This window comes from Enterobacter sp. NFIX58 (assembly GCF_900110475.1).
In the GTDB taxonomy this organism is placed as follows: Bacteria; Pseudomonadota; Gammaproteobacteria; order Enterobacterales; family Enterobacteriaceae; genus Enterobacter; species Enterobacter quasiroggenkampii.
This window is the reverse complement of record NZ_FODW01000002.1, coordinates 386966-410156: the sequence shown is the minus strand read 5'-3', so window position 1 is coordinate 410156 and position 23191 is coordinate 386966. Positions and strand designations below refer to the sequence as shown.

19 protein-coding genes are annotated in these 23191 nt (G+C 53.2%); all 19 read left to right on the top strand.

The features are described from left to right. The first annotated feature begins 5 nt into the window (after positions 1–5). Positions 6–2390: a glycoside hydrolase family 19 protein gene (locus BMW97_RS23890; RefSeq protein WP_139177203.1), complete on the top strand. Its 2385-nt coding sequence runs from the start codon at positions 6–8 to the stop codon at positions 2388–2390. Then, positions 2390–3106 (top strand): hypothetical protein, encoded by a 717-nt coding sequence (locus BMW97_RS11545; protein WP_090392815.1) that lies wholly within the window; start codon positions 2390–2392, stop codon positions 3104–3106. The genes BMW97_RS23890 and BMW97_RS11545 overlap by 1 nt, the downstream gene beginning before the upstream one ends. A gap of 76 nt (positions 3107–3182) precedes the next feature. After that, the gene (locus tag BMW97_RS11540; protein ID WP_090392813.1) at positions 3183–3443 is read left to right on the top strand and encodes a PAAR domain-containing protein; all 261 of its coding nucleotides are present in this window, start codon (positions 3183–3185) and stop codon (positions 3441–3443) included. A 2-nt stretch (positions 3444–3445) separates the two neighbouring features. Then, positions 3446–4648, top strand: coding sequence for a hypothetical protein (locus BMW97_RS11535; protein ID WP_090392811.1), 1203 nt, complete (start codon positions 3446–3448; stop codon positions 4646–4648). Continuing rightward, entirely contained in the window at positions 4645–8064 is a 3420-nt protein-coding gene (locus BMW97_RS11530) for an ImcF-related family protein (RefSeq protein ID WP_090392810.1), read from the top strand. Before BMW97_RS11535 ends, BMW97_RS11530 begins: the two co-directional genes overlap by 4 nt. Next, entirely contained in the window at positions 8065–9684 is a 1620-nt protein-coding gene (gene tssA, locus BMW97_RS11525; protein ID WP_090392808.1) for a type VI secretion system protein TssA, read from the top strand. Between the two features lie 13 nt (positions 9685–9697). Continuing rightward, positions 9698–10360 carry a DUF2726 domain-containing protein gene (locus tag BMW97_RS11520; RefSeq protein ID WP_254783050.1) on the top strand — a complete coding sequence of 221 codons (663 nt, stop codon included), beginning with the start codon at positions 9698–9700 and terminating at the stop codon, positions 10358–10360. Between the two features lie 27 nt (positions 10361–10387). Next, complete coding sequence (gene tssF, locus BMW97_RS11515) at positions 10388–12157, top strand: type VI secretion system baseplate subunit TssF (protein WP_090392804.1); 1770 nt, start codon at positions 10388–10390, stop codon at positions 12155–12157. Next, positions 12121–13200 carry a type VI secretion system baseplate subunit TssG gene (tssG, locus tag BMW97_RS11510; protein ID WP_090392802.1) on the top strand — a complete coding sequence of 360 codons (1080 nt, stop codon included), beginning with the start codon at positions 12121–12123 and terminating at the stop codon, positions 13198–13200. The genes tssF and tssG overlap by 37 nt, the downstream gene beginning before the upstream one ends. 56 nt (positions 13201–13256) lie before the next feature. Further along, positions 13257–13784, top strand: coding sequence for a type VI secretion system lipoprotein TssJ (gene tssJ, locus BMW97_RS11505; protein ID WP_090392800.1), 528 nt, complete (start codon positions 13257–13259; stop codon positions 13782–13784). A gap of 4 nt (positions 13785–13788) precedes the next feature. Then, positions 13789–16134, top strand: a complete 2346-nt coding sequence (locus BMW97_RS11500) for a type VI secretion system Vgr family protein (RefSeq protein WP_090392796.1) — start codon at positions 13789–13791, stop codon at positions 16132–16134. A 2-nt stretch (positions 16135–16136) separates the two neighbouring features. Further along, positions 16137–16964, top strand: coding sequence for a DUF4123 domain-containing protein (locus BMW97_RS11495; RefSeq protein ID WP_090392794.1), 828 nt, complete (start codon positions 16137–16139; stop codon positions 16962–16964). Positions 16965–17008: 44 nt separating this feature from the next. Continuing rightward, positions 17009–17527, top strand: coding sequence for a DUF3304 domain-containing protein (locus BMW97_RS11490; RefSeq protein WP_090392792.1), 519 nt, complete (start codon positions 17009–17011; stop codon positions 17525–17527). A 22-nt stretch (positions 17528–17549) separates the two neighbouring features. Beyond that, entirely contained in the window at positions 17550–18071 is a 522-nt protein-coding gene (locus tag BMW97_RS11485; protein WP_090392790.1) for a DUF3304 domain-containing protein, read from the top strand. Next, the gene (locus BMW97_RS11480; protein WP_090392788.1) at positions 18071–19858 is read left to right on the top strand and encodes a phospholipase effector Tle1 domain-containing protein; all 1788 of its coding nucleotides are present in this window, start codon (positions 18071–18073) and stop codon (positions 19856–19858) included. Before BMW97_RS11485 ends, BMW97_RS11480 begins: the two co-directional genes overlap by 1 nt. A gap of 179 nt (positions 19859–20037) precedes the next feature. Then, positions 20038–20337 (top strand): hypothetical protein, encoded by a 300-nt coding sequence (locus BMW97_RS23885; RefSeq protein WP_139177201.1) that lies wholly within the window; start codon positions 20038–20040, stop codon positions 20335–20337. 71 nt (positions 20338–20408) lie between these two features. Then, on the top strand, positions 20409–20858 hold the full coding sequence (gene tssE, locus BMW97_RS11475; protein WP_063443800.1) for a type VI secretion system baseplate subunit TssE: 450 nt from the start codon (positions 20409–20411) through the stop codon (positions 20856–20858). Positions 20859–20872: 14 nt separating this feature from the next. Beyond that, positions 20873–21343: a hypothetical protein gene (locus BMW97_RS11470; protein ID WP_090392786.1), complete on the top strand. Its 471-nt coding sequence runs from the start codon at positions 20873–20875 to the stop codon at positions 21341–21343. A gap of 598 nt (positions 21344–21941) precedes the next feature. Beyond that, entirely contained in the window at positions 21942–23186 is a 1245-nt protein-coding gene (locus BMW97_RS11460) for a GIY-YIG nuclease family protein (protein WP_090392781.1), read from the top strand. The last annotated feature ends 5 nt before the right edge of the window (positions 23187–23191 follow it).

The following is a 23191-nucleotide window of genomic DNA, read 5'->3' as shown; positions in this document are numbered from 1 at the left end:
CAGACATGTCGGTATTACCTAAATTCAGCTGGCCTGTGCCATCCAACAATCGCGGCAGTGACTTTGCCAACCAGGAAGATCTGATGTCGCACCTGGAAGGTGAAGCGACGGGCTGGTACATGGTGGGAAGCAATGGCATGTGGCACGGGGGTATTCATATCACGAGTGCCACTACGGCGTGGTGCGCGCTGAGCGGTAAGGCGGCTTCCGAACTGCTGGATTTCCCGGTGCCTTACAAGGGTGAGCAGAGCGTTCGCTGCATGGCGGATGGTGAAGTGGTGGCGTATCGAATTTGCCGTGATTACCAGACAGTTCCCTGGGAAACGGGGCCTTTGAGTGTCTCAGGCTCCTTTGTCCTTGTGCGGCACTATATTCAGCCGGGCGAGAAAAAAGAGAACGGCCTGCATTTTTATACGCTGTATATGCATCTGGCACCTTACTCCGCTTACGTTTCCAGTGAGAACGAAACCCACTGGATTGTGAATGATAAGCTGCCTGTATTTCGCCCTGAATGGACGCCTGATGCCAGTGCTGAGAACAGAAACAAATATCGTGTAGCCACAATCCCGAAAGGTTCACGGATTGAATGGGATGCGACAGAAGCAAGCCGAAGAGCTACAGGACCTAAGGAACGCCGCTATGGACTGGTCACGTTCAGAGGATTATCCGATAAAGTGAAGGCAAAAGGTACGAAGATCAGTCTGGTGGAAGGACAACAATACTGGATCCTGACGGACAGAGATAATCTTGTCCCGTTATCAGGTGGTGCTGTGCGCCCTTCGTGGTGGGCACATCTGCTGCCGCCTTATGCTGAGCCGATGCAGTTTGACACAGTAGTCTGCCCTACACCGTATCCGATCAGTGCTGGTGACAGCATCGGCCACCTGGGATACTTTCAGGTACCGAAAGATGGCGGATATGATGTCCGTTATCAGGTACATATCGAATGCCTGAGTGCAGACGACACGTTACCCACTTTCCTGACGAACCCGGAGAAGGTGGGGGAGAGCTCGCCGCTGTATCTGAAATGCCCGTCCGGCCTGGCGTTGTTCTCGAAAGATCTGAAGACAAAAGCCATGGTCAGCAACGGGAGAGTTTCGCAGGGCGAGGCGATTCTTAAACTGGGTCAGGTGAAAACAGAAAAAGATGCACAGGAGCAGGAATACTGGTTTTTACCCTATGCGAACGGCTACGTGCCGAAAAGTAACACGTCGGTTGAAACCCTATCTCAGTACGATCTCGGTAAACTCGGATTCACAACCACTGTGGACGAGGCACCGAGCTTTGATCACCTTGATGGTACAACATCGCCCAAAGGGGTGGTTCGCAGTATTCTTAATCGACTGCTGGACGCATCAAACGCTGACACGCGGTTAACCCATCGTACTGTCCCGTACAATTATCAACGGCTTTTGAACCGGATCGACAGTAGCGTCAGTCCATATTCATCACAAGAATATCTGAGCGCTATCCATAACCCATCTTATCGCGATGTTAAAAATAAGATGATAGTGAAACACCCCAGCGAGTGGTATCACAAAAAGGAAACGTCTGTCTGGCAGTCGTTTTTGAACAAGCTGACGAGTGATGCGCCGGAGTGGAGAGAATACTGTGAAGGTTATCTTGATAAGATGGTGTGGATGCAGGATGCCAGTAAATTAAAGCTGGGTTCGTCTTTGTGGCATATGCATCCGGTGGAGTTTTTAGGGGCAATGAAAGGTGTTCCAGAACATGAAATCACAGTCGAACTGATAGAGAAACTATTGCAACATACAAATCCGTGGTTTACAGGAAAGAGAGGTGGGAAAGCTTTCGCTACTCATTTTAAGAATACCTATCCTGCGGTTTATGAGTTCGACAAGCAAACCTTTGTTAATCTTCTTAACGAGCAACTGGCTGAATACGGAATTACTGGTCCTTATCACAAGGCTCACTTTTTGTCACAATGCCTCCATGAGTCTGCACATTTAGATACAACCATTGAGTTCGGCTCTGGACATAACTATGACCCAGGGCAACATAAAGATGCGATCAAGAATGGTAATACAGTTGTTGGAGATGGGCCTCGATATAAAGGGAGGGGACTAATCCAACTAACTTGGAAGAAGAATTACCAACACTTTTCTCAATATGCCGGCATCGATTGTGTTAGCAATTCTGATTTGGTTGCATCAGTAATGGTTAATGCGATTAAAGCATCTTGTTGGTTTTGGCGGAATAATGGCGGCATTCATAAAAAACATAATGCTAAGGGCGATATTAACATACTAATCGATAATGAGAAGGATAATGTAGAGTTAGTTACTCTCGCCGTCAATGGCGGGCAAAATGGCTTAGATGAAAGAAAGTCATATTTCGAATTAATTAAAAAGGAATGGGACTTAAAATAATGACATTAAATAAAATTAGTTTGATAGCCTTGCTGAGCCTTTCAACTTTCAGTGTGTGTGCTAACTCAGCAGGAAGAGTGCCTACAACATACGATGGACTGACATTGACTGAAGCTGCGAAGGATTTTGTATCTAAAGGTTACTCGAATGTTTCCGTGAACCTTTTGAATAATTCTAAATATCTATATCTGAGTAGTGAGAGCGATGTCAATAAATGTTCAGTGGTTTTTAAGGTGAATAATGGCAGTATAGGAAATACTCCCTCTGCGGGCGCGGATGGGAAACTCTGTAATATAACGGGGAATGATGGGCGCGTAATTAGCTCCAGAAGGGACCAGGGTGTTTGGTTCAATGATGTTTATCGGGTTTCCTCTGATGATGAGTGGTTATTGCTTTTTACAGATTCTTGTGCTGATTGCCAGCAAGTAAAAAGAATACACTACAAAAATGGCGTTAAAGATTATGAGGAGTTAATGACTGGAGGTGACGATTATAAAAATAGAAAGCCATTAAATGGTTGCATCTCTGTTGATAAAGCATTTTTATATTCTGCTCCTGATGAATCAAAAAAAACGAAAGCGTATCTAATTAAAGGGGATGCTTTCTCACTTGTTGATATGTCTGAGGATGGCTTCTTTTATAAGATTAATTACAAACCAGCCAGCGGGAAGAGTAAGGTGTATTGGGTCAAATCAGATGATTTCGATCTTAAATGACCATGGGTTAAGACGCAGTGGGTATTATCTGCGTGAGGTTGTGAAAATTAATCGCTGAGTAAAAATTGGAACGGAAATGTTAAAGATTATTCGTAAAGGGGATAAAACGACCCACGGTGGTTCAGTATTAACGGCCTCAGCGACCATGAAATTTGGCGGCATTGGTGCTGCCCGTAAAGGGGATAAGGTCTCCTGCCCGGATCACGGCAATACGACCATTGTAGAGGGCAATTCCAACTATCTGGATGAGGATGGGATCCCTGTGGCATTCGAAGGCCACAAATGTGGCTGTGGATGTACGCTCATCAGCTCATTTTCCGCGGCAAAGGTTGGCTGACAATGCCGATTTATCTGGATGAAGTTCCTGATAGCGCCGATGGTATTTCACGTCCGGTGACAATACGTTGGGTGATTTTTCTGGTCGTCATCTTGCTGGCAGGTGTGGCGCTGACCCTGTGGCAATGGACCGGTGAGCGGCGCGGGATTTCATTCTGGTTTACGGCGCTGGGTCTGCCTTTTTGCCTGTGGGGCATTCTGGCTGTTTTTCGGCATATCGGGTACCGCCTTGAGCTTAATGGCGAAGCCGGCTGGAACTACGAGTGTGATGATCTTGAAGAAACCGAAATCTTGCGCGGCAGGCGCTTTGCCTGGGTTCTTGATACATGGGTTCAGACCCCGGCTGGCCGGGGGACAGGAAGTCTGAGTGCGGCAATGGCTTCAGGCACGCTGCTCCTGAAAACGGCCAAACCGCGAGCCGGTGGAGAGCCTGTCAGGCATGCCCGGATAACGGAGTTTGATGGCGATCCGGAGGCCCTGACAAAAGCCGTCGAAAAAGCGGCACTTCGCATCAGTAAAACGCTGGCCCGCCTGCCGGAGAAGCTACCGTGCTGGCTGATGTTTGAGTGTGACGCTGACCTTTCGGTGGAGAAAGAGGTCGGTCTGCTGCAGCTGGTCACCGATAAATCCGGCAGAGCGCTACGCCAGATACCAGGGAAGGGCATGGATGCGCTGGATTACTGGCTGGACCACCGTTGGGACAAACCCGCTGCACTGGTTGTTCTGACACTCTCGCTTCGACCATCACCGCAGGAAAATGATGCGGAAGCCATAGCGGCAATGGTGCTGTGTAACCGAAAGAGTCACCAGTTTCCGAATGCGGTCAGGTTGCATCGGCCGCAAAAGAGCAGCCCGGAAACACTGACTCACAACATGGAGCACGCTCTTCGCTGGGCTGAATTATCCCCAGACGAGATCAAAGGTATCTGGATCACCGGCGAAGCCGTTACTGACAGACCCGGCCTGAATCAATCCTGTGAAGACAATAAATTAACGCTCAGCCTGACGGACGGTATCAAAAATATCGACGCCACGCTCGGGTATGCCGGACAGGCATCGCCGTGGATAGCGGTGGCGCTGGCTGCAGGCAAAGTTTCGGAGCAGGGCGCGCAGCTGGTTGCTGCGCAACCGGATCCCGGATGTGACGATATCTGGCTGACATCAATGACGGCAGAAGAACGAGAAAAGGACGTTAACAGGGAATGAACAGCGATAAAAAAGACAAGACCCAAAACAACCCAAAATCCTTGCTTGGACTTGCTGTTCTGGCGCTGATATTTGTTTCCGTGATAATTGTTTTTACGCTGACAATCGGCAGTGATTTTATCGCCAGGACGTTTGGACTTGGTCCGTATCCGCTTGAATGGATCGTGACGCTCTGTGCGATCGTCAGCGTCTTCCTGTTGACCCTGCTCTGGGGGCTGGAACAACTGTTCTTCATCTCCGGAAGGAAAGGGGCAAGACGAACCTGGGGGCGCAACAAAGTCTCTCCAGCCACCCTCCCGGACGGTAACACTGCGAATACCTTTGTTGACGAAAAAGAGCGCGCAGAGAAAAGTTTCAGTGCCGAAGCCCTGATCGATCACCTGCAGCTGCGCTACCGTCGCCGCTGGAAAGCAAAAGTGCGCCTGCTGCTGGTGCAAGGTAGTGATAACGATATTGAGAAGGTGGTGCCAGGGCTGAAACGTGACCACTGGCAGGAAAGTGACGGGATTGTGCTGATCCACGGCGGCCTGTCTGATAGCGTGCCGGATGACGAGTTTCTGTCGGTGCTGAAAGCAGTTCGCCCACAGCGCCCACTCGACGGGGTAGTGCAGGTGATGAATGCTGCGGCTCTGCCAGATACTGCAAAACAGGATACGTTGACGCGCGTGCGTCAGAAAACTGATGCTCTGCTGGGCTGGCAGCTACCGGTCTGGCTGTGGGTCGTCCGTGAAGGTTCATGGGCGCATGATGGTGAAGGCGTTCCACCAACGGGAGCCCTGTTTGGCCCGGGTGTCACAGCAGATGAGACCCGTACCACGCTTGCGGCCCTGTCATCAGAGTTGCAGGCCCCCGGCGTTGCAGCGTTGCTTGAGGACTCACAGCACCACTGGCTGCTGAGCCTGTCAAAAGCCCTGCGAGGCTCGTTACGACGCTCACTGGTGCCGCTTCTGACCACGCTGATGTCGGGGCCGGCCCCTTATCGCCTCCGGGGAGTGATGTTCAGTCCGGCATTACCGGGGACCGAAACGGTGCCGCATGCCCGTCTGTCACCTCCGGTCTGGCAGGCGCTTGAGAATGACAGCCTGCAGGCGCAGGCCCGTAAAATCGGTTTCCACTGGCAGAAGGTACTGCGCCTGGTGTTGCTGGGGCTGGTTCTGCTCTGGGTGGCAGGTACACTGCTGTCCCTGTCCGTCAACCGCACCCAAATCTGGCTGGCGCAGGATACGGCCCGGATGGCCGCCGACACTAAACAGCCTCTGCCGGAACGCCTGCGTAACCAGCTGGCCTTGCAGCAGGCCATCGCCCGCCTGCAGAACCGCGAAGTGCACGGTGCGCCGTGGTATACCCGCTTTGGCCTGAACCAGGACAGCGATACGCTGAAGATGCTCTGGCAATTATACGCCCGTAACAACCAGCAACTGATGCGCGATGCGCTGGCAGACGAACTACACCGCCAGCTTAACGCCTTTGTGGAGCTACCGCCGGCAAGCGATGCGCGTACTTCCGCTACCCGGAAGACCTACGATCTGTTGAAAGGATATCTGATGCTGGCGCTTCCCGATAAAGCCGATGAAAACTGGCTTGCCGGTAATATGCTGAAAGCCTGGCCGCATCGCAGTGATGTTCCGGACAGCGTCTGGCAGACCCAGGCCCCCAAGCTGCTCGGTTTTTACGCGCGTAACCTGGCGTCACACCCGGAGTGGAAAATCACGCCAGACCGTGAACTGGTGGGGACCGTTCGCCAGATTCTGCTCAAACAGATTGGTCAGCGTAATGCTGAATCCGGGCTGTATCAGGAGATGCTGGGACGTATTGCCCGCAACTGGCCCGATCTGACGCTGACGGACATGACAGGCGATACGGATCCCTCGTCGCTGTTCTCATCAGAAGAAGTGGTGCCGGGGATGTTCACCCGTCAGGCCTGGGAAGAACAGGTGCAGGATGCGATTGATGAGGTGGTGAAAACCCGCCGCGATGAAATCGACTGGGTACTGACCGACAAAACCCATCAGACGGGCAGTGATATCTCTCCGGAGGCATTGAAACAGCGCCTGACTGAACGCTACTTCACTGATTTTGGTAATGCGTGGCTGAACATGGCCAACAGCATCCAGTGGCAGGAAGCCGGGTCGCTCTCCGAAGCCATCGCCCAACTGAACCTGCTGGCAGATGTCCGTCAGTCACCTCTGGTGGCGTTGATGAATACCCTGGCCTGGCAGGGACAGACGGGCGCTAAAGGCGAAGCACTGGCTGATTCACTGGTGGATTCGGCGAAAAAACTGGTGGGGCGTAAGAAGAACGCAAAACAGTTTATCGAACAGGCGCAGGGCCCCAAAGGCCCACTGGACGGCGTGTTTGGTCCGCTCACGGGACTGATGGCCGGCAAGGACGGTACCGGCTCGAACGGTAACCTCAGCTTCCAGTCCTGGCTTGCCCGTGTGACCCAGGTGCGGCTCAAACTCCAGCAGGTGACCAGTGCCCCCGATCCGCAGGCGATGGCGCAGATGCTGGCCCAGACCGTCTTCCAGGGAAAAGCCATCGACCTGACCGACACCCGTGACTATGGCTCTCTGGTGTCAGCAAGTCTCGGGCAGGAGTGGAGTGGCTTCGGGCAGGCGCTGTTTGTGCAGCCGCTCGATCTGGCCTGGCGTCAGGTGCTGGCCCCGGCCGCAGACAGTCTCAACGCCCGCTGGCAGAGCACCATTGTCTCGCAGTGGAACACCGCCTTTGCCGGACGCTATCCGTTTAAGGCTACCGGCAGCGATGCCTCGCTGCCGCTGCTGGCCCAGTTCCTGCGAAGCGATTCCGGGCGTATCGCGGCATTTATCAAAACCAACCTCGGCGGCATGCTGCATCAGGAAGGCAGTCACTGGGTGGTGGATCCGGCTGCCAGCCAGGGAATGAGCATCAGTCCCGCGTTTCTTACCGCCATCAATAAGCTTGCCGATATTTCGGATATCGTCTTTGCCCAGGGCGATGCCGGGGTGCATTTCGAGCTGATGGCCCGACCATCACGCGATGTGGCCCGTACCCAGTTGACGCTGGATGGTCAGAAACTGGATTACTTCAATCAGATGGAAAACTGGCAGAGCTTCACCTGGCCGGGCAATACATATTACCCCGGAGTGGATCTGAGCTGGCGCTCAGTCAATACAGAAATGCGCCTGTATGCCAGTAATCAGGGAAACTGGGGCTTTATCCGTTTGCTGGATAAGGCGCTTATCACCCCGCTCGACAGCAGCCGGACACAACTGGTGTGGATCACTCCGGACGGCAATCCGCTGAAATTCATCATGCGCAGTGAGCTCGGTGACGGGCCACTGGCACTGCTCAAACTGCAGGGTTTCAGCCTGCCGCAGACTATTTTTTCCGTGGGCGCGACTGATGGCTCACTCACCCTTTCCGGAGACGAATAAATGGCGACAGCAGAAACGCTCCTGACCCTGTGTCTTCCGGATGCGGGCCAGCGTACCACATTGCTCGCTAAGAGCCGGGAAGGCCTCTCTCTGTGGTCGCCGTGGCTGACACCACTCCCGACGGGTAATGGGGCCGGAGATGACCCGACTTATGAGGATGATTTCCAGTTGATGCGCGAGGAAATCAATAAACTCTCCGGTACCGATACCGATACGCTTTGCCGCCTGGCGGAAAGCATTCTGACCCGACATGCCCGCGATATCCGTGTGGTGACCTGGTATGCCTTTGCCCGTCTGCAGCGTGATGGCGATTCCGGGCTGACGGATGGCATCCTGCTGCTGGCAGCCATGCTGGAGCAGACGGGGCAGCACTGCCACCCACAGCGCAGCACCGCAAGACTGGCCGCACTCGACTGGCTGAACAGTGAGAAAGTGCTCGATACATTCTCGCGCTGGCCGGACGTGACGCGTGAGGATACAGCCAGAACAGCAGCCGCGCTGTGTTTGCTGGAAACAGCCCTGGAACAGCTGCCGGATGCGGAACGCCCTGACTTTGCCGGTTTGCTGCGCAGGCTGGAAACCCGCCTGGCTGGTAGCGGCGGACTGGATACACCGGTGGCTTCATCAGGACCGGACGGCTCAGGTGAAAGCACCCACAGCACACCGACGTCAGGCACTGCTGTACCGGAAACCGTGGCTGTCAAATCGGAAGTGGAACTGGTCCGTCAGCTGCGGGTGCTGTCCGGCTGGGTGGTTGAGCAGCCGCAGGGCTGGCTTGCCGCTCACAGGATGATGAAGGCCGCCCGCTGGGACCTGGTGACGCAACTTCCGGCTCTTGATGCAGCCGGGCGGACACGCCTGCTGCCGCCAAAGGCTGACTACCGCGCCCAGCTTAAACGTCTGTACCTGCAGCAGAGCTGGACTGAACTGGTTGAGCAGGTGGATGTGATGTTCGCCGAAGGCGGCAACCGCTTCTGGCTCGATTTGCAGTGGTATCTGTGGCAGGGGCTGAGCCGTGCGGGTGCCCCCTGGGAGCACTGGGCCGATTACATCCTCAGCGACCTGAAGCTGCTACTGAAACGCCTGCCAGGGCTGGAAACCCTCGCCTGGAATGATGGTACGCCGCTGGCCGATGAGGTGACACTGAACTGGATAGCCGAAAAGGTCAACGATGACATGCCCGGGTTTGCCGATTCACCTGCGGTGGCAAACGGAGGCCAGACAGATGACATATCTGCGCTGGAAGTGGAGGCGATGGAAAAAGGTGACCGCGATGGCCCGGAGGCAGCGCTGACCTGGCTTCAGAATCGTCCGGACATGGCCTCACCCCGGAGCCGCTGGTTAATTCGTTTACTCATGGCGCGGGTGGCAGAGCAGTACGGCCGCAACGAGCTTGCCCTGCACCTGCTCGGTGAGCTCACCGCCAGTGCCCCACAGCTGACCCTCAGCGACTGGGAACCCGGACTGTTGTTTGACGTGCTTGCCCGCCGTCTTCGGCTGTTGCGTCTGAAAGCTGGTCGCAGCGAGAGCGACAAAGCCCGGCTCACCCCGGAAATGGATGAACTGCTGGCTGGCTTGATTTCCATTGACCCCGCCCGGGCGATGGTGCTGTGCGGTTAGAAAAGAGGTAAACATGATGGATGTTTTGTTCTGGGTCGCTGCTAGCTTTGGTGCTGGCGTCTGGGTTGGAGTGCAGCACAGAAAAAGTCAGCGAAAATCCTTTCGGCAGTCCACATCGAAGAACCGTACTGTCCGAAGCGAAGCTCAGCCAACAACTTGTCCCCCCGCGTCGTCGCCACATCCAGCCGTAAAATACAGAAACTCTCGCTGGGAAGAGAAGGAGGACCTGTTCTGGGGAATGGTGGAAGAAGGTGTCATTCTTGAAAACAAAAAATACATGACAACCCCGACCGAAAGACAATATCTGGAAAAGCTCGAAGCGTGGTTTGGTCAATATTGTCGGATATTTTGCCAGGTGAGTCCCGGGCGCTTCCTGAAGTTACCGGAGCAGGAGGCGTTCAGTGCTGAAGAAAGAGCGCGTTTCTTTACCCAGTTTAATGCGATGTCCGTGGATTATGTTCTGGTCTCCAGAAAAAATAACAAGATTGTCTGCGTCATTGAACTGGATGATGAAAGCCATGAACTTGATGAGCGCATTGCTCGTGATAAACGGCTCGAACATCTGTTTGAAATGGCCGGTGTTCCGTTACTTCGTGTCAACGTTGACGAAATGAACGCTCAACCTCCCGTGTGGGAGCGTCGTAAGGCTGTAGAAGAAAGAATGGCCGTTTCCTGAAATTTACTGAATTGAGTACTTTCTCCCATGGATGATTTAACCCTTCGCTATTACGAAGCCGAGATGCGCTATCTGCGTGAAGCCGGTAAAGAGTTTGCCCGCGCCCACCCGGACCGTGCGGCGATGCTCAATCTGGATAAAACCGGGGCCCGTGACCCGTATGTGGAGCGCCTGTTCGAGGGCTTCGCTTTCCTGATGGGCCGCCTGCGTGAAAAGCTCGATGATGATCTGCCGGAACTGACAGAAGGGCTGGTCAGCCTGCTGTGGCCGCATTACATGCGCACCATTCCTTCTCTCTCCGTGGTGGCTTTTAGCCCGGAGTGGCAGCAGCTGCGCAAAATGGAAATGCTGGAAGAGGGCTTCTCCGTCCTGTCGCGCCCGGTCGGTCCCGATAACACGGTCTGCCAGTATCGCACCACCCGCGAGGTACCGCTGCAGCCGCTGCACCTGAGTGAGGCCCGCCTGCAGACCGAGCCGGATGGCCGTGCCGCCATTCGTCTGCGTTTCGACTGTCCGGACAAAGTGGACTGGTCGAAAGCCGGGATTGATAAGGTAGCCATTTACCTCGATGCCGACAGCCCGGTGGCCTCGGCGCTGCATCTGGCGCTGACCCGACGGGTTCACGCCATGTACGTCCGCCACAGTGAAACCCGTACCGAGCGCATTCGCTTCGACGGCTGGTGTAAACCAATGGGGTTTGACGATACCGACCGCCTGTGGCCAAAAGGGGATTCAGCATTCAGCGGTTACCAGCTGTTGCTGGAGTACTTCAGCTTCCGCCAGAAATTCATGTTTGTGGAGCTCAGGGGGCTCGAACTGACCGGCCTCAGTGCCAGAAACACCTGGTTTGAAATCGATATCGTACTCAATGATGGCTGGCCGTCAGACCTGCCGTTTGAGACGGAGAACTTTCGCCTGCACTGTGCGCCGGTGATTAACCTGTTCCCGCTGGAAGCCGACCCGCTGACGCCGGACCCGCTGCAGAACGAGTACCTGCTGCGCCCGATGCGTGTTCAGGATGGCCATACCGAGATCTACAGCGTGGACGACATCCACGGGGCGGTGAAAAACGGCAAACATCCGTATGTGCCGTTCTCCAGCTTCCGCCACCGTGGCGGCATGATGCGCTTTGATGCGCCGGAGCGATACTTTCATACCCGCGTGAAGCGCGGTCCTTCGGGACTGTATGACACCTGGCTCATTCTCGGCGGCAAGTCCTTCGAGCTGGAGCAGTTGACCCAAACCCCGGAGTCGCTTTCCATCCGTATCACCGGTACCAACGGCCAGCTGCCGCGCCGGTCGCTCGAAAGCACCCTGCTGGACCGGGTGGTAAAAGCCGGCAAGGTGCCGGTGAAGGTGATGAACCTGAAGGTCCCCACACTTCCGCTTTATCCACCTGCGAATGACCGCTTCCACTGGCGGGTCATGAGCCATCTGGGATCCAGTTTTTTAAGCATGATGGATAACCCGGAGGTACTGCGCGGCACGCTGGCACTGTATGACTGGACTGATGACGAGATGAACCGCCGTCGGCTGGAGGCGATTGTGGCCGTGAAGCACACCCTAATCCGCCGCTTCGAGCGGGGCTTTATGCTGCGCGGGGTCGACATTCAAATTACCCTGAATGCCGATAATTTTGCCGGGGAGGGCGATGTCACGCTGTTTGGTGAAATGCTGCACCGCTTCTTTGCACTCTACGCCGATGTGCACCTCTTCAATCAGCTCACACTGGTACTGCAACCGACAGGGAAACGACTGCGATGGAAAGAGAATCACAGCCAGCACATTCCGGGCTGACAGAGCGGCTTCGCGATGACATCTGGCGGGTCAATTTCTACCGCTACTGCCAGCTGCTTGAACAGGAAAACCCGGATACGCCACCGCTTGGCAGTACCGATAAGCTCAGCAATGATCCGGTGCGCTTTCGTCCGTGGCCGGGCATGGGGTTCCCGGTCAGTGAACTGAAGGCGGTTGAAATCGATGAGGATCACCCGGATCTGGTGCCGACAGTGCGCACCACCTTCCTCGGGATGTACGGGGTGGATTCCCCGTTACCGACCGCGTATCTGGATGACATTGCCCAGCGGCGGGAGGGGTATGAGGCCACCTCCGCGTTCCTCGACATCTTCAGCCACCGTATTCTGACGCAGTATTACCGTATCTGGCGCAAATACGCTTATCCGGTGACGTTTGAGGCGGGCGGTGCAGATGATATCTCGCAGTGCCTGCTGGGCTTGGTGGGGCTCGGCATTCCGGGCACGGCAGAGCAGGTGGCGACGCCTTCATCCCGTTTCCTGGCACTGCTCGGCACCATGCGGATGCCGACCCGCAATGCCGAAGGCATTCGCCAGCTGGTCAGCCTGCTGGCCCCGGAGACGAGTGCCACCATTATCAGTCCGGACCCTGTCACCGTGCCGGTGACCCATCGCAGTGGACTCGGTAAGGACAATCGCGTGTCCCTGTCGCAGCGTGCCACCCTTGGAAAAACCGGGAAAGAGGCCTGCAGCCGCATTCTGCTGATGCTCGCCACAGATAACCCCGAAGAAGCCGAAGGCTGGCTGCCGGGAGGCCAGATACATACCGACCTGATGGTCCTGCTGCGGGTGTATATGGGTTACCGCTCCGATGTGAGAGTGCGTCTCACCGTGCCTGTGACCAGTCTGCCTGAGCCGCGACTGGGTAAGACCCGGCGCGTTCAGCTTGGGCGTACCGGCGTGCTGGGGCTCAAACGCGATAAGCCCGCGAAACGCACGCACCTGACGGTCAGCCTTGGCACTTATGAAGGACTGACCTGCCGTGCGCTTCCTTCTGCACAGTCCGGTGATTACCGATTTGACTGATGTTCCATGCCCTGCCCCCCAATAATTCTGTTGTGAAGTCTGAAAAGGATCTCCGAATGACATTCGCTTCCCTGCAGCGCTGCGCGTCCTTGATGCTGCTTAGTGTTCTGCTCACCGGCTGCGGCCTGACCCAGGCTGTCTCTGACGGCACGGTCAGCGCAACCAGAGCTATCTTCTACAAAAAAATAAAAGTGCTGCACCTGGACTTCGAGCCGCGTGCCGCTATCAATGCCGATGAAAGCCAGACGCCGCTGGCCACCATGGTGCAGGTATATCAGCTTAAAGACCGCCAGAAGGTGGACGCCGCTGACTACCAGAAACTGCTGCGCGATGCGGACACCACACTTAAAGAGGACATCGTCGCCAGCAAGTCATTGCTGGTGATGCCCAACGGCAGCGTTATCCTTAACATGCCAATGGACGAGGACGCAAAATATGTTGCGGTGGTGGGGCTGTTCAATCGCCCGGATACCCATAACAACACCTGGAAGCTGGTGCTGAGCCGCGATGACCTCGACCCGGACAAGCCGCGCACCATCCAGCTCAACAGCACCGGGCTGACGCTGGTGCCGGTGAAGGAGTAAGCGCATGGACACTCTGCAGGACAACTGGCTGGCCCTGTTTGACGGGCAGACCCGCTATACGCTCGAAATAAATGACAGCCCTCTTAAACCCGATGTGCTGAACTTCCACGGCCGTGAGGCACTGAACGAACCGTTCGAATGGAAAATTGAGTTCACCACGACGCAGCAGCAGGGTATCACCCGTCAGGATGTGATGCTCAAATACGCCACCCTGTCGATGCGTTCCGGGCGTGTGGTGCAGGGCATCATTACCGGCTTTAAGCACCTGAAAGAGACCGCTGACCAGACGCATTTTGCGGTCACGCTCTCATCGCGCCTGGCGCTGCTCGCCCATACCCGCCGCTGTGAGGTGTACCAGAATGTCTCCGTACCGGAACTGGTGGAGCTGATACTGCGCGCTCACGGTCTGGAGGGCTCAGACTTTGAGTTCCGGCTGGAGCGGGCGTATCCGGTTCGCGAGCTTATTACCCAGTGGCGGGAAACCGACCTGCAGTTTATCCAGCGCATCCTGGCGGAAGACGGTATCTGGTTCCGTACCGGGGTGAACACCACCACCGGGCTGGATACGGTGACCCTTGCTGACAGTCAGCGGCAGTACCAGTTTCATGTTCAGCTTCCGTACCGGGAGCCGTCGGCGCTGCATGACGGTGCGGTTGAGGCCGTATGGGATGCGCGGGTATGGCACAACACCGTCACCGGCAGCGTGGCCACCCGTGACTACAACTACCGCACGGCCACCACGCCGATGGATGCGCGTGGCAGCGTCAGAAACGAAGCGGCCACCACAGGCGAACACTACCGTTACGCAGCTCCATACCTGGAAGCCGGCGATGACACCACCGCTGAGCCGGAGACCGAAAGCGGGGCGTTTTATGCGCGTATTCACCATGAACGTGAACTGAACAGGGCCATCCGCCTGCACCTGTTCAGTAACGCCAGCCACCTGACGCCGGGCATGGTGCTGGAGACGGGTGACAGTGATGTGCCGGAGCTGAAAGAGGGGATGGTCATCACCCTCACCACCTTCCGCGCGGCCCGTGACACCCGTCTTCATGTCTCAGTGTGGGGGATGCCTTACAGCGAGCAGTTCTGCTTCCGGCCGAAAACGGTGCCACGCCCGCTGATTGCCGGGACGCTGATGGCCCGCGTGGAGAGTGAAGAGAAGAATGCCCCGTATGCCCACCTGGATGAACAGGGCCGTTACCGGGTGAAACTGGACTTCAGCCGTGAGGATGCAGAGCAGGGCTGTCACTACCTGTGGATACGCCAGGCAAAACCATACGCAGGGGAAACGTATGGCTGGCATACGCCGCTGATTGACGGTACGGAAGTGGGCATTGCCTTTGATGGCGGAGACCCGGACCGTCCGTACATTGCCCACGCCTTTCATGACTCTGAACATGCGGACGTGGTCACCCGGGATAATCGCAGCCAGAACATCCTGCGAACCGCAGGCCGTAACGAACTGCGGATGGAAGACCAGCGTCAGGCAGAGCATATTGCGCTCAGCACCCCGTTCGGGGCCACGGCGCTGAACCAGGGCCACGTCGTGGATGCGCGGAATGAACCCCGCGGTACCGGGTTTGAGCTGCGAACCGATGAGTACGGGGTCATCCGCGTGGCGAAAGGGCTGCTGGTGACGGCGGCGGGCCAGAGCAAAGCCGAAGGCGATGTGCTGAGTATGGATGAGGCCCTGAGAGTAATTGATAGGGGTCGTCAACGGCTGGCCCAGCTGGCAGATGCCGAACGACAGGCGCTGGCGCTGGAAGCGGATGTGGCCAGCCAGATAGCTATGTTTAATGAACGACTGAAACCATTGAACGAGGTGGTTCACTTCACGGCACCGGAAGGCATGGCGTTTACCAGTGATGAACATCTGCAGCTGACCGCCGCCGACAATATCGCCATCAATGCCGGAGGGGACATCAGTACCGGTTCGTTGGGCAATACAGCGCTGCTGGCAGGACAGACCCTCGGGGTGTTTGCACAGAGCGGTAAGCTGAGTCTTATATCCGACCAGGGCCCGGTACAGGTGCAGGCACAGAACGGTGGCCTGCATATGAGCGCTGCGCAGAAACTCAGCATCAGTAGCCTGAGCGACATCCTGTTTGCGGGTAAGAAGAAGGTGACGCTGATAGGCGGTGGCAGCTACGTGAAGATAGAGGCGGGGGGCATTGAGTACGGCACGCCGCACACCTATACCCGAAACATTAAGCGTACGCTGAAACTAAAGCCTGCGAGTCAGCCTGTAGAAATGTCTGCGCTGTATCCGCCAATCGAAAACAAAATTTGTATTCCGTGCCTGCTGAAGGCTATTCAGGGGAATGATGCAATAGTGCAGGGAGCATAACTATGGACAGTTCAGAACTGATTGCAGCATTACCCGGTCGGACCGAAGAGATTATCTGCCTGCTGTTTGAAGCCGGGGCGCAACCGGAAGAGGATTTTCTGGCATTTAAAGAGCAGCATGCTCACAGGCTGCATTCTCTGTATATCCATCCTCAATTGACAGAATTTCAGAACTACGGTCCCTGGTTGCTGGAAATTGATAATGCAGAACGGCTCCCTGATTACCTTGCGTCTTTGCAAGGATGTGCCGCAGTCATTGTTTCCGCGCGCTTTGCATCTTTGTTGGCTGTGCAGTTATCCCGGGGTTGCACCATTGTGCAGCCGGATGGCTCAACTGAGCTGACACGCTTTTATGCCAGCCATGTCATGGAAGTGCTGGCTCAGCGTGCCGACTGTGACTGGCATACCTTTCTGTTTAATGGTATCACGCAGTGGTGGTTCCTTGGGGAAATGAAGTGGCAGCCTCTTGACATCATACCCTCTGAAGTAGAAATGCCGACTAATCACATTATCAGACTTGATAAAGCCACCTGGCAGCAGATTACGGATAAGCCGGAAGTAACCAGCGTGTTGAGCGAATGGCAAAAAATGCCGATCAGCAGGGCGTTTCCGCCATGTGCGCAGCGTTTGATGGTGATTAAGGCGCTGAATAAAAGTAAAGAGTCGGGTTTGTTATCCGCTGCGGATCAGAAAGTGTTCGCGCTGTATTACCTCAATGGTGGGCGGCAGGAGCTGGAGTCAGATGCACTGAGGGCTGCATTACCAAATGTGATGAATGGAACACAGTCGCTGGCAGAGGTGTTGGTTAATCTTGCGAATACACAGTACTGAAAATCTGGACAGTTCATGGTTTTTGTTCAATCAGGAAATGAATAATGGGATTTTTTAGGACTTACGACAACGTTGATAATGCTGTGAATCGAGGCTATGCCCGCTGGAAAAAATGGATCTGGGGCAGTTTGTTGGCAGTGGTTTTGGCATACGGTGGCTGGTTAATCTGGGCATCCATTTGGGGGCCACCGACGGGAGGGGTAACGCTAATTATTCACAGTGAAATTGACAGACCCATTTTGGGATTCAGTGTTAACGGAGTTGCAGGACCAAATGCGTCGGCATATAAAAAAAACCCTTATTCAGGTGGCGGAGGAGCAGCTACTTGTTGCGGCAGTATCAGCGGGAAAACAGCGGAAGTAATATGGACATTAAGCACCACACGTGCTCAGCATGATGCAGGGCTTCGCAAGGAAACTCGCCGTGTTGTAATGCCAATGCCAGAAAGAAAGTGGGGCGAAAATGATTTGCATGTTCATTTTTTACCCGGAGATAAAGTCTTGCTGGGTTGGAGCGATAATGCCTGGTCGCCTTATGAAAAGCGGCCAGAAAATATTAAATAACGGGTGAGTCAGGGAAATAAAAATGGGATTTTTTAAGACTTACGACAAAGTTGATAACGCCGTCAATCGTGGCTATGTCCGCTGGAAAAAATGGATCTGGGGCAGTTTATTGGCTGTGGTTCTGGCATACGTTGGCTGGCTAGTCTGGGCATCCATCTGGGGGCCACCGACGGGGCCAGTAACATTAATTATTCACAGTGAAATTGACAGGCCCATTCTGGGATTCAGTGTTAACGGAGTGGCAGGGCCAAATGCGTTTGCTCACGGAGGTGGTAAGGCAACCTGTTGTGGCAGTATCAGTGGGAAAACAGCGGAAGTTATATGGACATTAAGCACCACACGTGCTCAGTACGATGCGGGTCTTCGTAAAGAAACTCGTCGGGTTGTGATGCCAATGCCAGAAAGAAAGTGGGGAGAGAATGATTTGCATGTTCACTTTTTGCCCGGGGATAAGGTGTTGCTGGGCTGGAGTGATAATGCCTGGTCGCCTTATGAAAAACGTCCTGATATTCCAGATAAGACTGTAAAGCAGGGGCAAAATTGATGGATATCGAAAGTATTATTGCTGCTGCCAGTCGTGCACAGCAGGCTGATGATGCCGGGTTGGGAAATTGTTCGCGTGTTTGGCATGTCGGTTTCTTTTTTGATGGGATTCACCGAAATATAGACCAGGATGCTATAGAGGCACGTCTTAGCAACGTATCGCGCCTATTCAGGGCGTTTCCGGACGAAGAAAAAAATACCGATCAGGATAGCTATAACTCTTTGTATTTTTCGGGGCTTGGCACACCATTCAATGAAGAACTCTCTGAGAAATTGCATACCATTATGGACAGTGCACAAAGCTCTGCATTGAATGATTTAAAAGATCAGCCAAAAGAAATGGCGAAGGATGCTGGCCTGGATTATTTGAAAAGTGGTAACTGGTGGGAGGTTTTAAAGGACTCAGGGAAAAAACTGATAAGCCCTTCGGAGTGGAAATCGCTGGTGGGCGATGTAGCCAAAAACGCCGCAAAGAAATCAGGTATCGAGGCAACCCCCTGGTTGCGTGATAATCCCGTCATTGCAGATATGTTAGTTACCGGTGTCGATACGCGAATAAATTCGGCAAAATTACGTTTTGAGCGTTTCTTTGAAAGAACCAAAACCAATAGCCCTGTACCGATCAAACTAATATCTATCTCATTCTTTGGATACGATGTCGGTGCAACTCTTGCACGTAAATTCATTGATATGTTGATTAATGATATTTGTCAGAAACAGGGTGATAAACATACTTACCAGGGGATCCCCGTAGAGATTGTTTTTACAGGTTTGTTTGATTGTGCCCGTCATACTCCCGCAAGCAATAATAATGGCGTGGACTGGTTTATTTCTGCTTTCGGGGGGCCAGTAAAAGGGATTAGTGTGCTGATGGGCGATAAGTCTGTTGATCAGGAATCGGCATTGTCGGATACGGTTAAAAATGCACTGCATCTGGTCGCCGCCCATGAAAACCGGTCCTGGCGTAGCGTCTATTGTCTTGGTGGAAGTAATAATAAGCACAAGGAAGAGCTGTTACCCGGTTGCGCGGAGGATGTAGGGGGAGGCCTGAAGCCAAATGAACAAAAACCGAGTGCAGAACTTTGCCGGGTAGCCCTTCACCGGATGTACCGGGCCGCGACGATGGCTGGTGTTCCATTTCCAGATTTACAAACACTAGATCAGACGGATACTGATGTTGCTGCCTATTTTATCATGCAGGACAAGGTTAAGAACAAGTCTGTCACTCAATGGACAAAGCTGTATCAGCAAGCGGTGCCTTTTAACGCAGTCAGTATCGGAGCGCAGAACCGTCATCTGGACAGCTATATTGAGTGGCTTGGGCGGCAATACTATCAATACCGCTGTGAGTGCATGAAGTATGAAAAACAAAGAGGCGATATTTTAGCCTCCGTTGGTGCTTCTGCCGGGTTATTGGGGATTTCATCACAGGCAAAAGAAACCTCAAGACACTACCAGAATGAACTTGATGTGTTGCACAAAAATTGGGGATGGTTGGAAGATGTTCATGATGCTGCAATAAGAATGAAGAACAGTATGGAAAACAATCCAAATGATAAGCGTATCCAAATCGTGCCTGATATCTACAGGCCAGCATTGAGGCGAGCGAGACGTTTTCTTGATTATGCCCATGCTGCTTATCTTGGTCAGCCTCAGCCTTTCCCCGAAGATAATGCGCCCTCAGATATGTATGCCTGGTTTATTCATAACAGACAAGCAACTGGAAATGATGTTGGCATCTCTCAGGATTTCCTGGTGATTCGTTCACTGGAAAAACCTGATGTGTAACCTGTAACCGTCAGTGACCCTTGGGTCATACATCTTTATTTATTCTTTAACGCTTATTACTTGATATCCCTTCATTGCCAGGATACAGATGGTGTGTGGTATGAAGAAAATAATGCTTCGCATGCGTAGTGGCCTAGGCAGATTATAACTACTATTCAATTAAGGAAAGATAAAGGAACATGATTAGAGTTGAAAGCATTCAGCAATTAGAAGCATATGTTAACTTTCTAATTGAAAGAGAGCTTTGTGTCATGCCTATTGAAAATTATGGAATAACTTTTTTCTTGGATTCCCCCCTTAAAAAAACTCAAGCACAGCTAAAAAGTAAACTTGATAATCGTAATTGGGATGGTTGTTCATATCGTGATGAAGAAAGAAATTTATTGATTTTATTAAGTAGTGCAGGAACGATGACTAATTGTATTGCCACCGTGTTATCGTTGCATTCGAATTATCTTGAACAGTTTGACTCTTTATAATTAATGAAATAACTAAAGCAATGTTAATGTTGACTAGATAGAGCTTAATCGTAATATGAAGGAAGTGACCCATGAATCAAAATCCCCCCTCTCTGTGCGAGATGCTTTATGGCAATTTTGTCGGTGATCTCGACCTTCAGCAGGTCAGTGAGGAAAATCAGGTCATCCTCTCGGTACTCGATAACATGCAGCGTATCCTCAACTGTCGCGCCGGCACGCTGGCGCATCTGCCTGACTACGGCCTGCCGGATATGACCAGAGTTCTCCAGGGCATGCCGGGTACCGCCCATGAGCTCATGGGCACATTGTCTGCCGTCCTGCTCAAATATGAACCCCGCCTGAAAAAGATAGACGTCGTTTTGCTGGAGCAGAACGTACCCGGCGAGTTGCGTTATGCCATCGATGCCGAACTCAAGGGTATCGGCCTCGTGCGCTATGGCACCGAGTTTATGCCGGAGGGACGGGTAATGTTACGCCATCTTAAGCAACAGCAGTATCTTGACACCGCAACCCGTCTGTAAGGCCAGAGAACACCATGTCAGTAAAATCACAGTTTCTCGATAAATTGCAGACCAGACGGTCTGCTCCGGCTTCATCTGTCAGCAAGACTCAGGCTGATATTGCCGAGTTTCGCCTGCGAATGGCACTGCTTCAGGAGCAGATGGACGCGTGGCTGGAGGGTACCGGACTGAATGTGGAGACGGTCAGTACATCCGTTACGGACCTGTTGGTTGAGGGGAGAGTGTTTGATATTACCGCCCTCGTTCTGCGTATCGACGACCGGTCTGTAAAATTTGTGCCGGCGTTCCTTTATGGTCAGGGTGTGACCGGGTGCGTGGAGGCGACCTTCCATGATGGGAGGCATACGACTTCACTGGGACGTTTATTCATGCGGTCAGGAATGGTGAACAACTGGACCTTTATTCCGCCTGGTGTTTTATCCAGCCCAGGGCAGGGTTTTGATGAGAGCACTTTTTTTGGTTTGATTCTGGCACTCCTTCCATAGTGCAACCGGAATGAGCAATAGTTTGTTTGCCTGTCAGTCATTGCATAATTACCTGGCGAAACAGTTAATGGCTGACGGAGAACAGAGCCACAAAATAACGAAATAAATTACGGATATGGTAATGAGAAAATTAATCTTTCTACTGGTCCCAGGAATTCTTTTTACGGCACAGGCTGATGCTGCGCGTGGAAGGCAGCCCTGCTCAGGTTCAAAAGGCGGTATAGCGCACTGCACATCGGATGGACGCTTTGTCTGTAATGACGGGAGTTTAAGTCAGTCGAAACGATTCTGTTCCGGGTATGGTTCCTCAGCAACCAGCAATCCAGTAAAACCGCCCACTTCCACCCGCAAAGCTAAGGCGAAAAAAGTGACAACTGCGAAAAAGCAGGAACCGCAACGTGTTGCAGAAAACGACGAACCGGTCAGTACCCAACCCCGACAGCCCACATGCGCTCCCCTCTATATGGCCAGCAAGCCCGGATACACTCATTTACCGATTTGCTCAGGGAATCAGTATTAATTTGATATGGCAAAGATCCTCTCCCCGTTATTCATATTAAATCGTCAGGATAAAGATAAGAAAGGAAAGAAATAAAATATGGCACGAAGAAAAAAAGATGACAATGCAGCGGGTATTATCCTGGTTATTCTTGGCGTCATTGCCTGGGGTGTTTATGTTGCGGTAAGAGCATTAATTAACCTTAATGAGCGATTTATTGAATCTGTGTCGAATCCGGCCGGTATCATCGGTCTGTTCTTTGGTTTACTGATAGCCGTTGCGTTGATAATCCGGGTTTTCATTTACCGGGGCTTCCGGAAGAAAACCGCGGAGCTCGAACAGGCTGCGTCTGACCTGGCACAGAAAGAGAAAGCCTTTGAAGAAACGGTCAGTACTGAAGTGGCTCGCGGCCTGTATCTGGAAAAGAAACAGCTTTCCGGCCGGTGGGATGACTTTCACAATGCCAGAAATAAAGCCTCCCGGGCAATGCAGCGTATTGTGGACTCTGCGTATAAATTCAAAATCAAAACACTGCTTTCTGGCACCACGGTAAATAACTGGCAAAGTAAGTACGACCAGCTCAGAAAAGAGAGAGACGCTTATGCTGCTATAAGCGAGAAAATCACCTTTCTGGAACTGGAAGATAATGCCGACTGGGAAGGCGTAAAGCAGCAGTTTCTGGATAAGGTCGCCATGCTGGAAAAAGCGCAGGAAGAAAAAGAATATCAGGCGGAGCTCAAGCGTCAGATGCGGGAAGAAAAACAGCGTCAGGATGAACTGGAGCAGCAGCAGCGCGAAGCGGAAGAGGAGGAGCAACGCCTTACTGAGCAGCAGCGTTTACTGGAAGAAGCCCTGCTCGCCGCTGAAGGTGCGCACCGGGAAGAGCTGGAAAGACAGCGTCTGGATCTGGAGCAGAAAATCCAGGACGTGCATCAGCAGTATGAACGCGCCAAATCCATGGCACAGCTCACGAAACAGGGACATGTGTATGTGATTTCGAATATCGGTTCCTTCGGTGAAAACGTTTTCAAAATCGGCATGACCCGACGGCTGGAGCCTATGGAGCGTGTGAAAGAACTGAGCGGGGCAGCCGTGCCGTTTGATTTTGACGTCCACGCCATGATTTCCTGCGATGACGCTCCTGCGCTTGAAAAGACACTGCATGACCACCTGGAAAGCTACCGGATTAACCGGGTTAACCTGCGTAAGGAGTTTTTCCGGGTTGAACTCAGTAAAATTATCGATGAGGTGGAGCGTCATCACGGGCAGGTTGAATATATTGCTGACCCGGTGGCGCTACAGTATCTGCAGAGTCTCGAATATGCAGAAAGCGAAGCCGCCTAAGTAAT

Bases quoted from the DNA above. Each gene is read 5' to 3' on its own strand.
- BMW97_RS11530 (WP_090392810.1), top strand. From the start codon at position 4,645: ATGAACAGCGATAAAAAAGACAAGACCCAAAACAACCCAAAATCCTTG.
- BMW97_RS11520 (WP_254783050.1), top strand. From the start codon at position 9,698: ATGATGGATGTTTTGTTCTGGGTCGCTGCTAGCTTTGGTGCTGGCGTC.
- BMW97_RS11490 (WP_090392792.1), top strand. From the start codon at position 17,009: ATGGGATTTTTTAGGACTTACGACAACGTTGATAATGCTGTGAATCGA.
- tssG (WP_090392802.1), top strand. From the start codon at position 12,121: ATGGAAAGAGAATCACAGCCAGCACATTCCGGGCTGACAGAGCGGCTT.
- BMW97_RS11485 (WP_090392790.1), top strand. From the start codon at position 17,550: ATGGGATTTTTTAAGACTTACGACAAAGTTGATAACGCCGTCAATCGT.
- BMW97_RS23885 (WP_139177201.1), top strand. From the start codon at position 20,038: ATGATTAGAGTTGAAAGCATTCAGCAATTAGAAGCATATGTTAACTTT.
- tssE (WP_063443800.1), top strand. From the start codon at position 20,409: ATGAATCAAAATCCCCCCTCTCTGTGCGAGATGCTTTATGGCAATTTT.
- tssA (WP_090392808.1), top strand. From the start codon at position 8,065: ATGGCGACAGCAGAAACGCTCCTGACCCTGTGTCTTCCGGATGCGGGC.
- BMW97_RS11535 (WP_090392811.1), top strand. From the start codon at position 3,446: ATGCCGATTTATCTGGATGAAGTTCCTGATAGCGCCGATGGTATTTCA.
- BMW97_RS11495 (WP_090392794.1), top strand. From the start codon at position 16,137: ATGGACAGTTCAGAACTGATTGCAGCATTACCCGGTCGGACCGAAGAG.
- BMW97_RS23890 (WP_139177203.1), top strand. From the start codon at position 6: ATGTCGGTATTACCTAAATTCAGCTGGCCTGTGCCATCCAACAATCGC.
- BMW97_RS11545 (WP_090392815.1), top strand. From the start codon at position 2,390: ATGACATTAAATAAAATTAGTTTGATAGCCTTGCTGAGCCTTTCAACT.
- tssJ (WP_090392800.1), top strand. From the start codon at position 13,257: ATGACATTCGCTTCCCTGCAGCGCTGCGCGTCCTTGATGCTGCTTAGT.
- BMW97_RS11470 (WP_090392786.1), top strand. From the start codon at position 20,873: ATGTCAGTAAAATCACAGTTTCTCGATAAATTGCAGACCAGACGGTCT.
- tssF (WP_090392804.1), top strand. From the start codon at position 10,388: ATGGATGATTTAACCCTTCGCTATTACGAAGCCGAGATGCGCTATCTG.
- BMW97_RS11480 (WP_090392788.1), top strand. From the start codon at position 18,071: ATGGATATCGAAAGTATTATTGCTGCTGCCAGTCGTGCACAGCAGGCT.
- BMW97_RS11540 (WP_090392813.1), top strand. From the start codon at position 3,183: ATGTTAAAGATTATTCGTAAAGGGGATAAAACGACCCACGGTGGTTCA.
- BMW97_RS11500 (WP_090392796.1), top strand. From the start codon at position 13,789: ATGGACACTCTGCAGGACAACTGGCTGGCCCTGTTTGACGGGCAGACC.
- BMW97_RS11460 (WP_090392781.1), top strand. From the start codon at position 21,942: ATGGCACGAAGAAAAAAAGATGACAATGCAGCGGGTATTATCCTGGTT.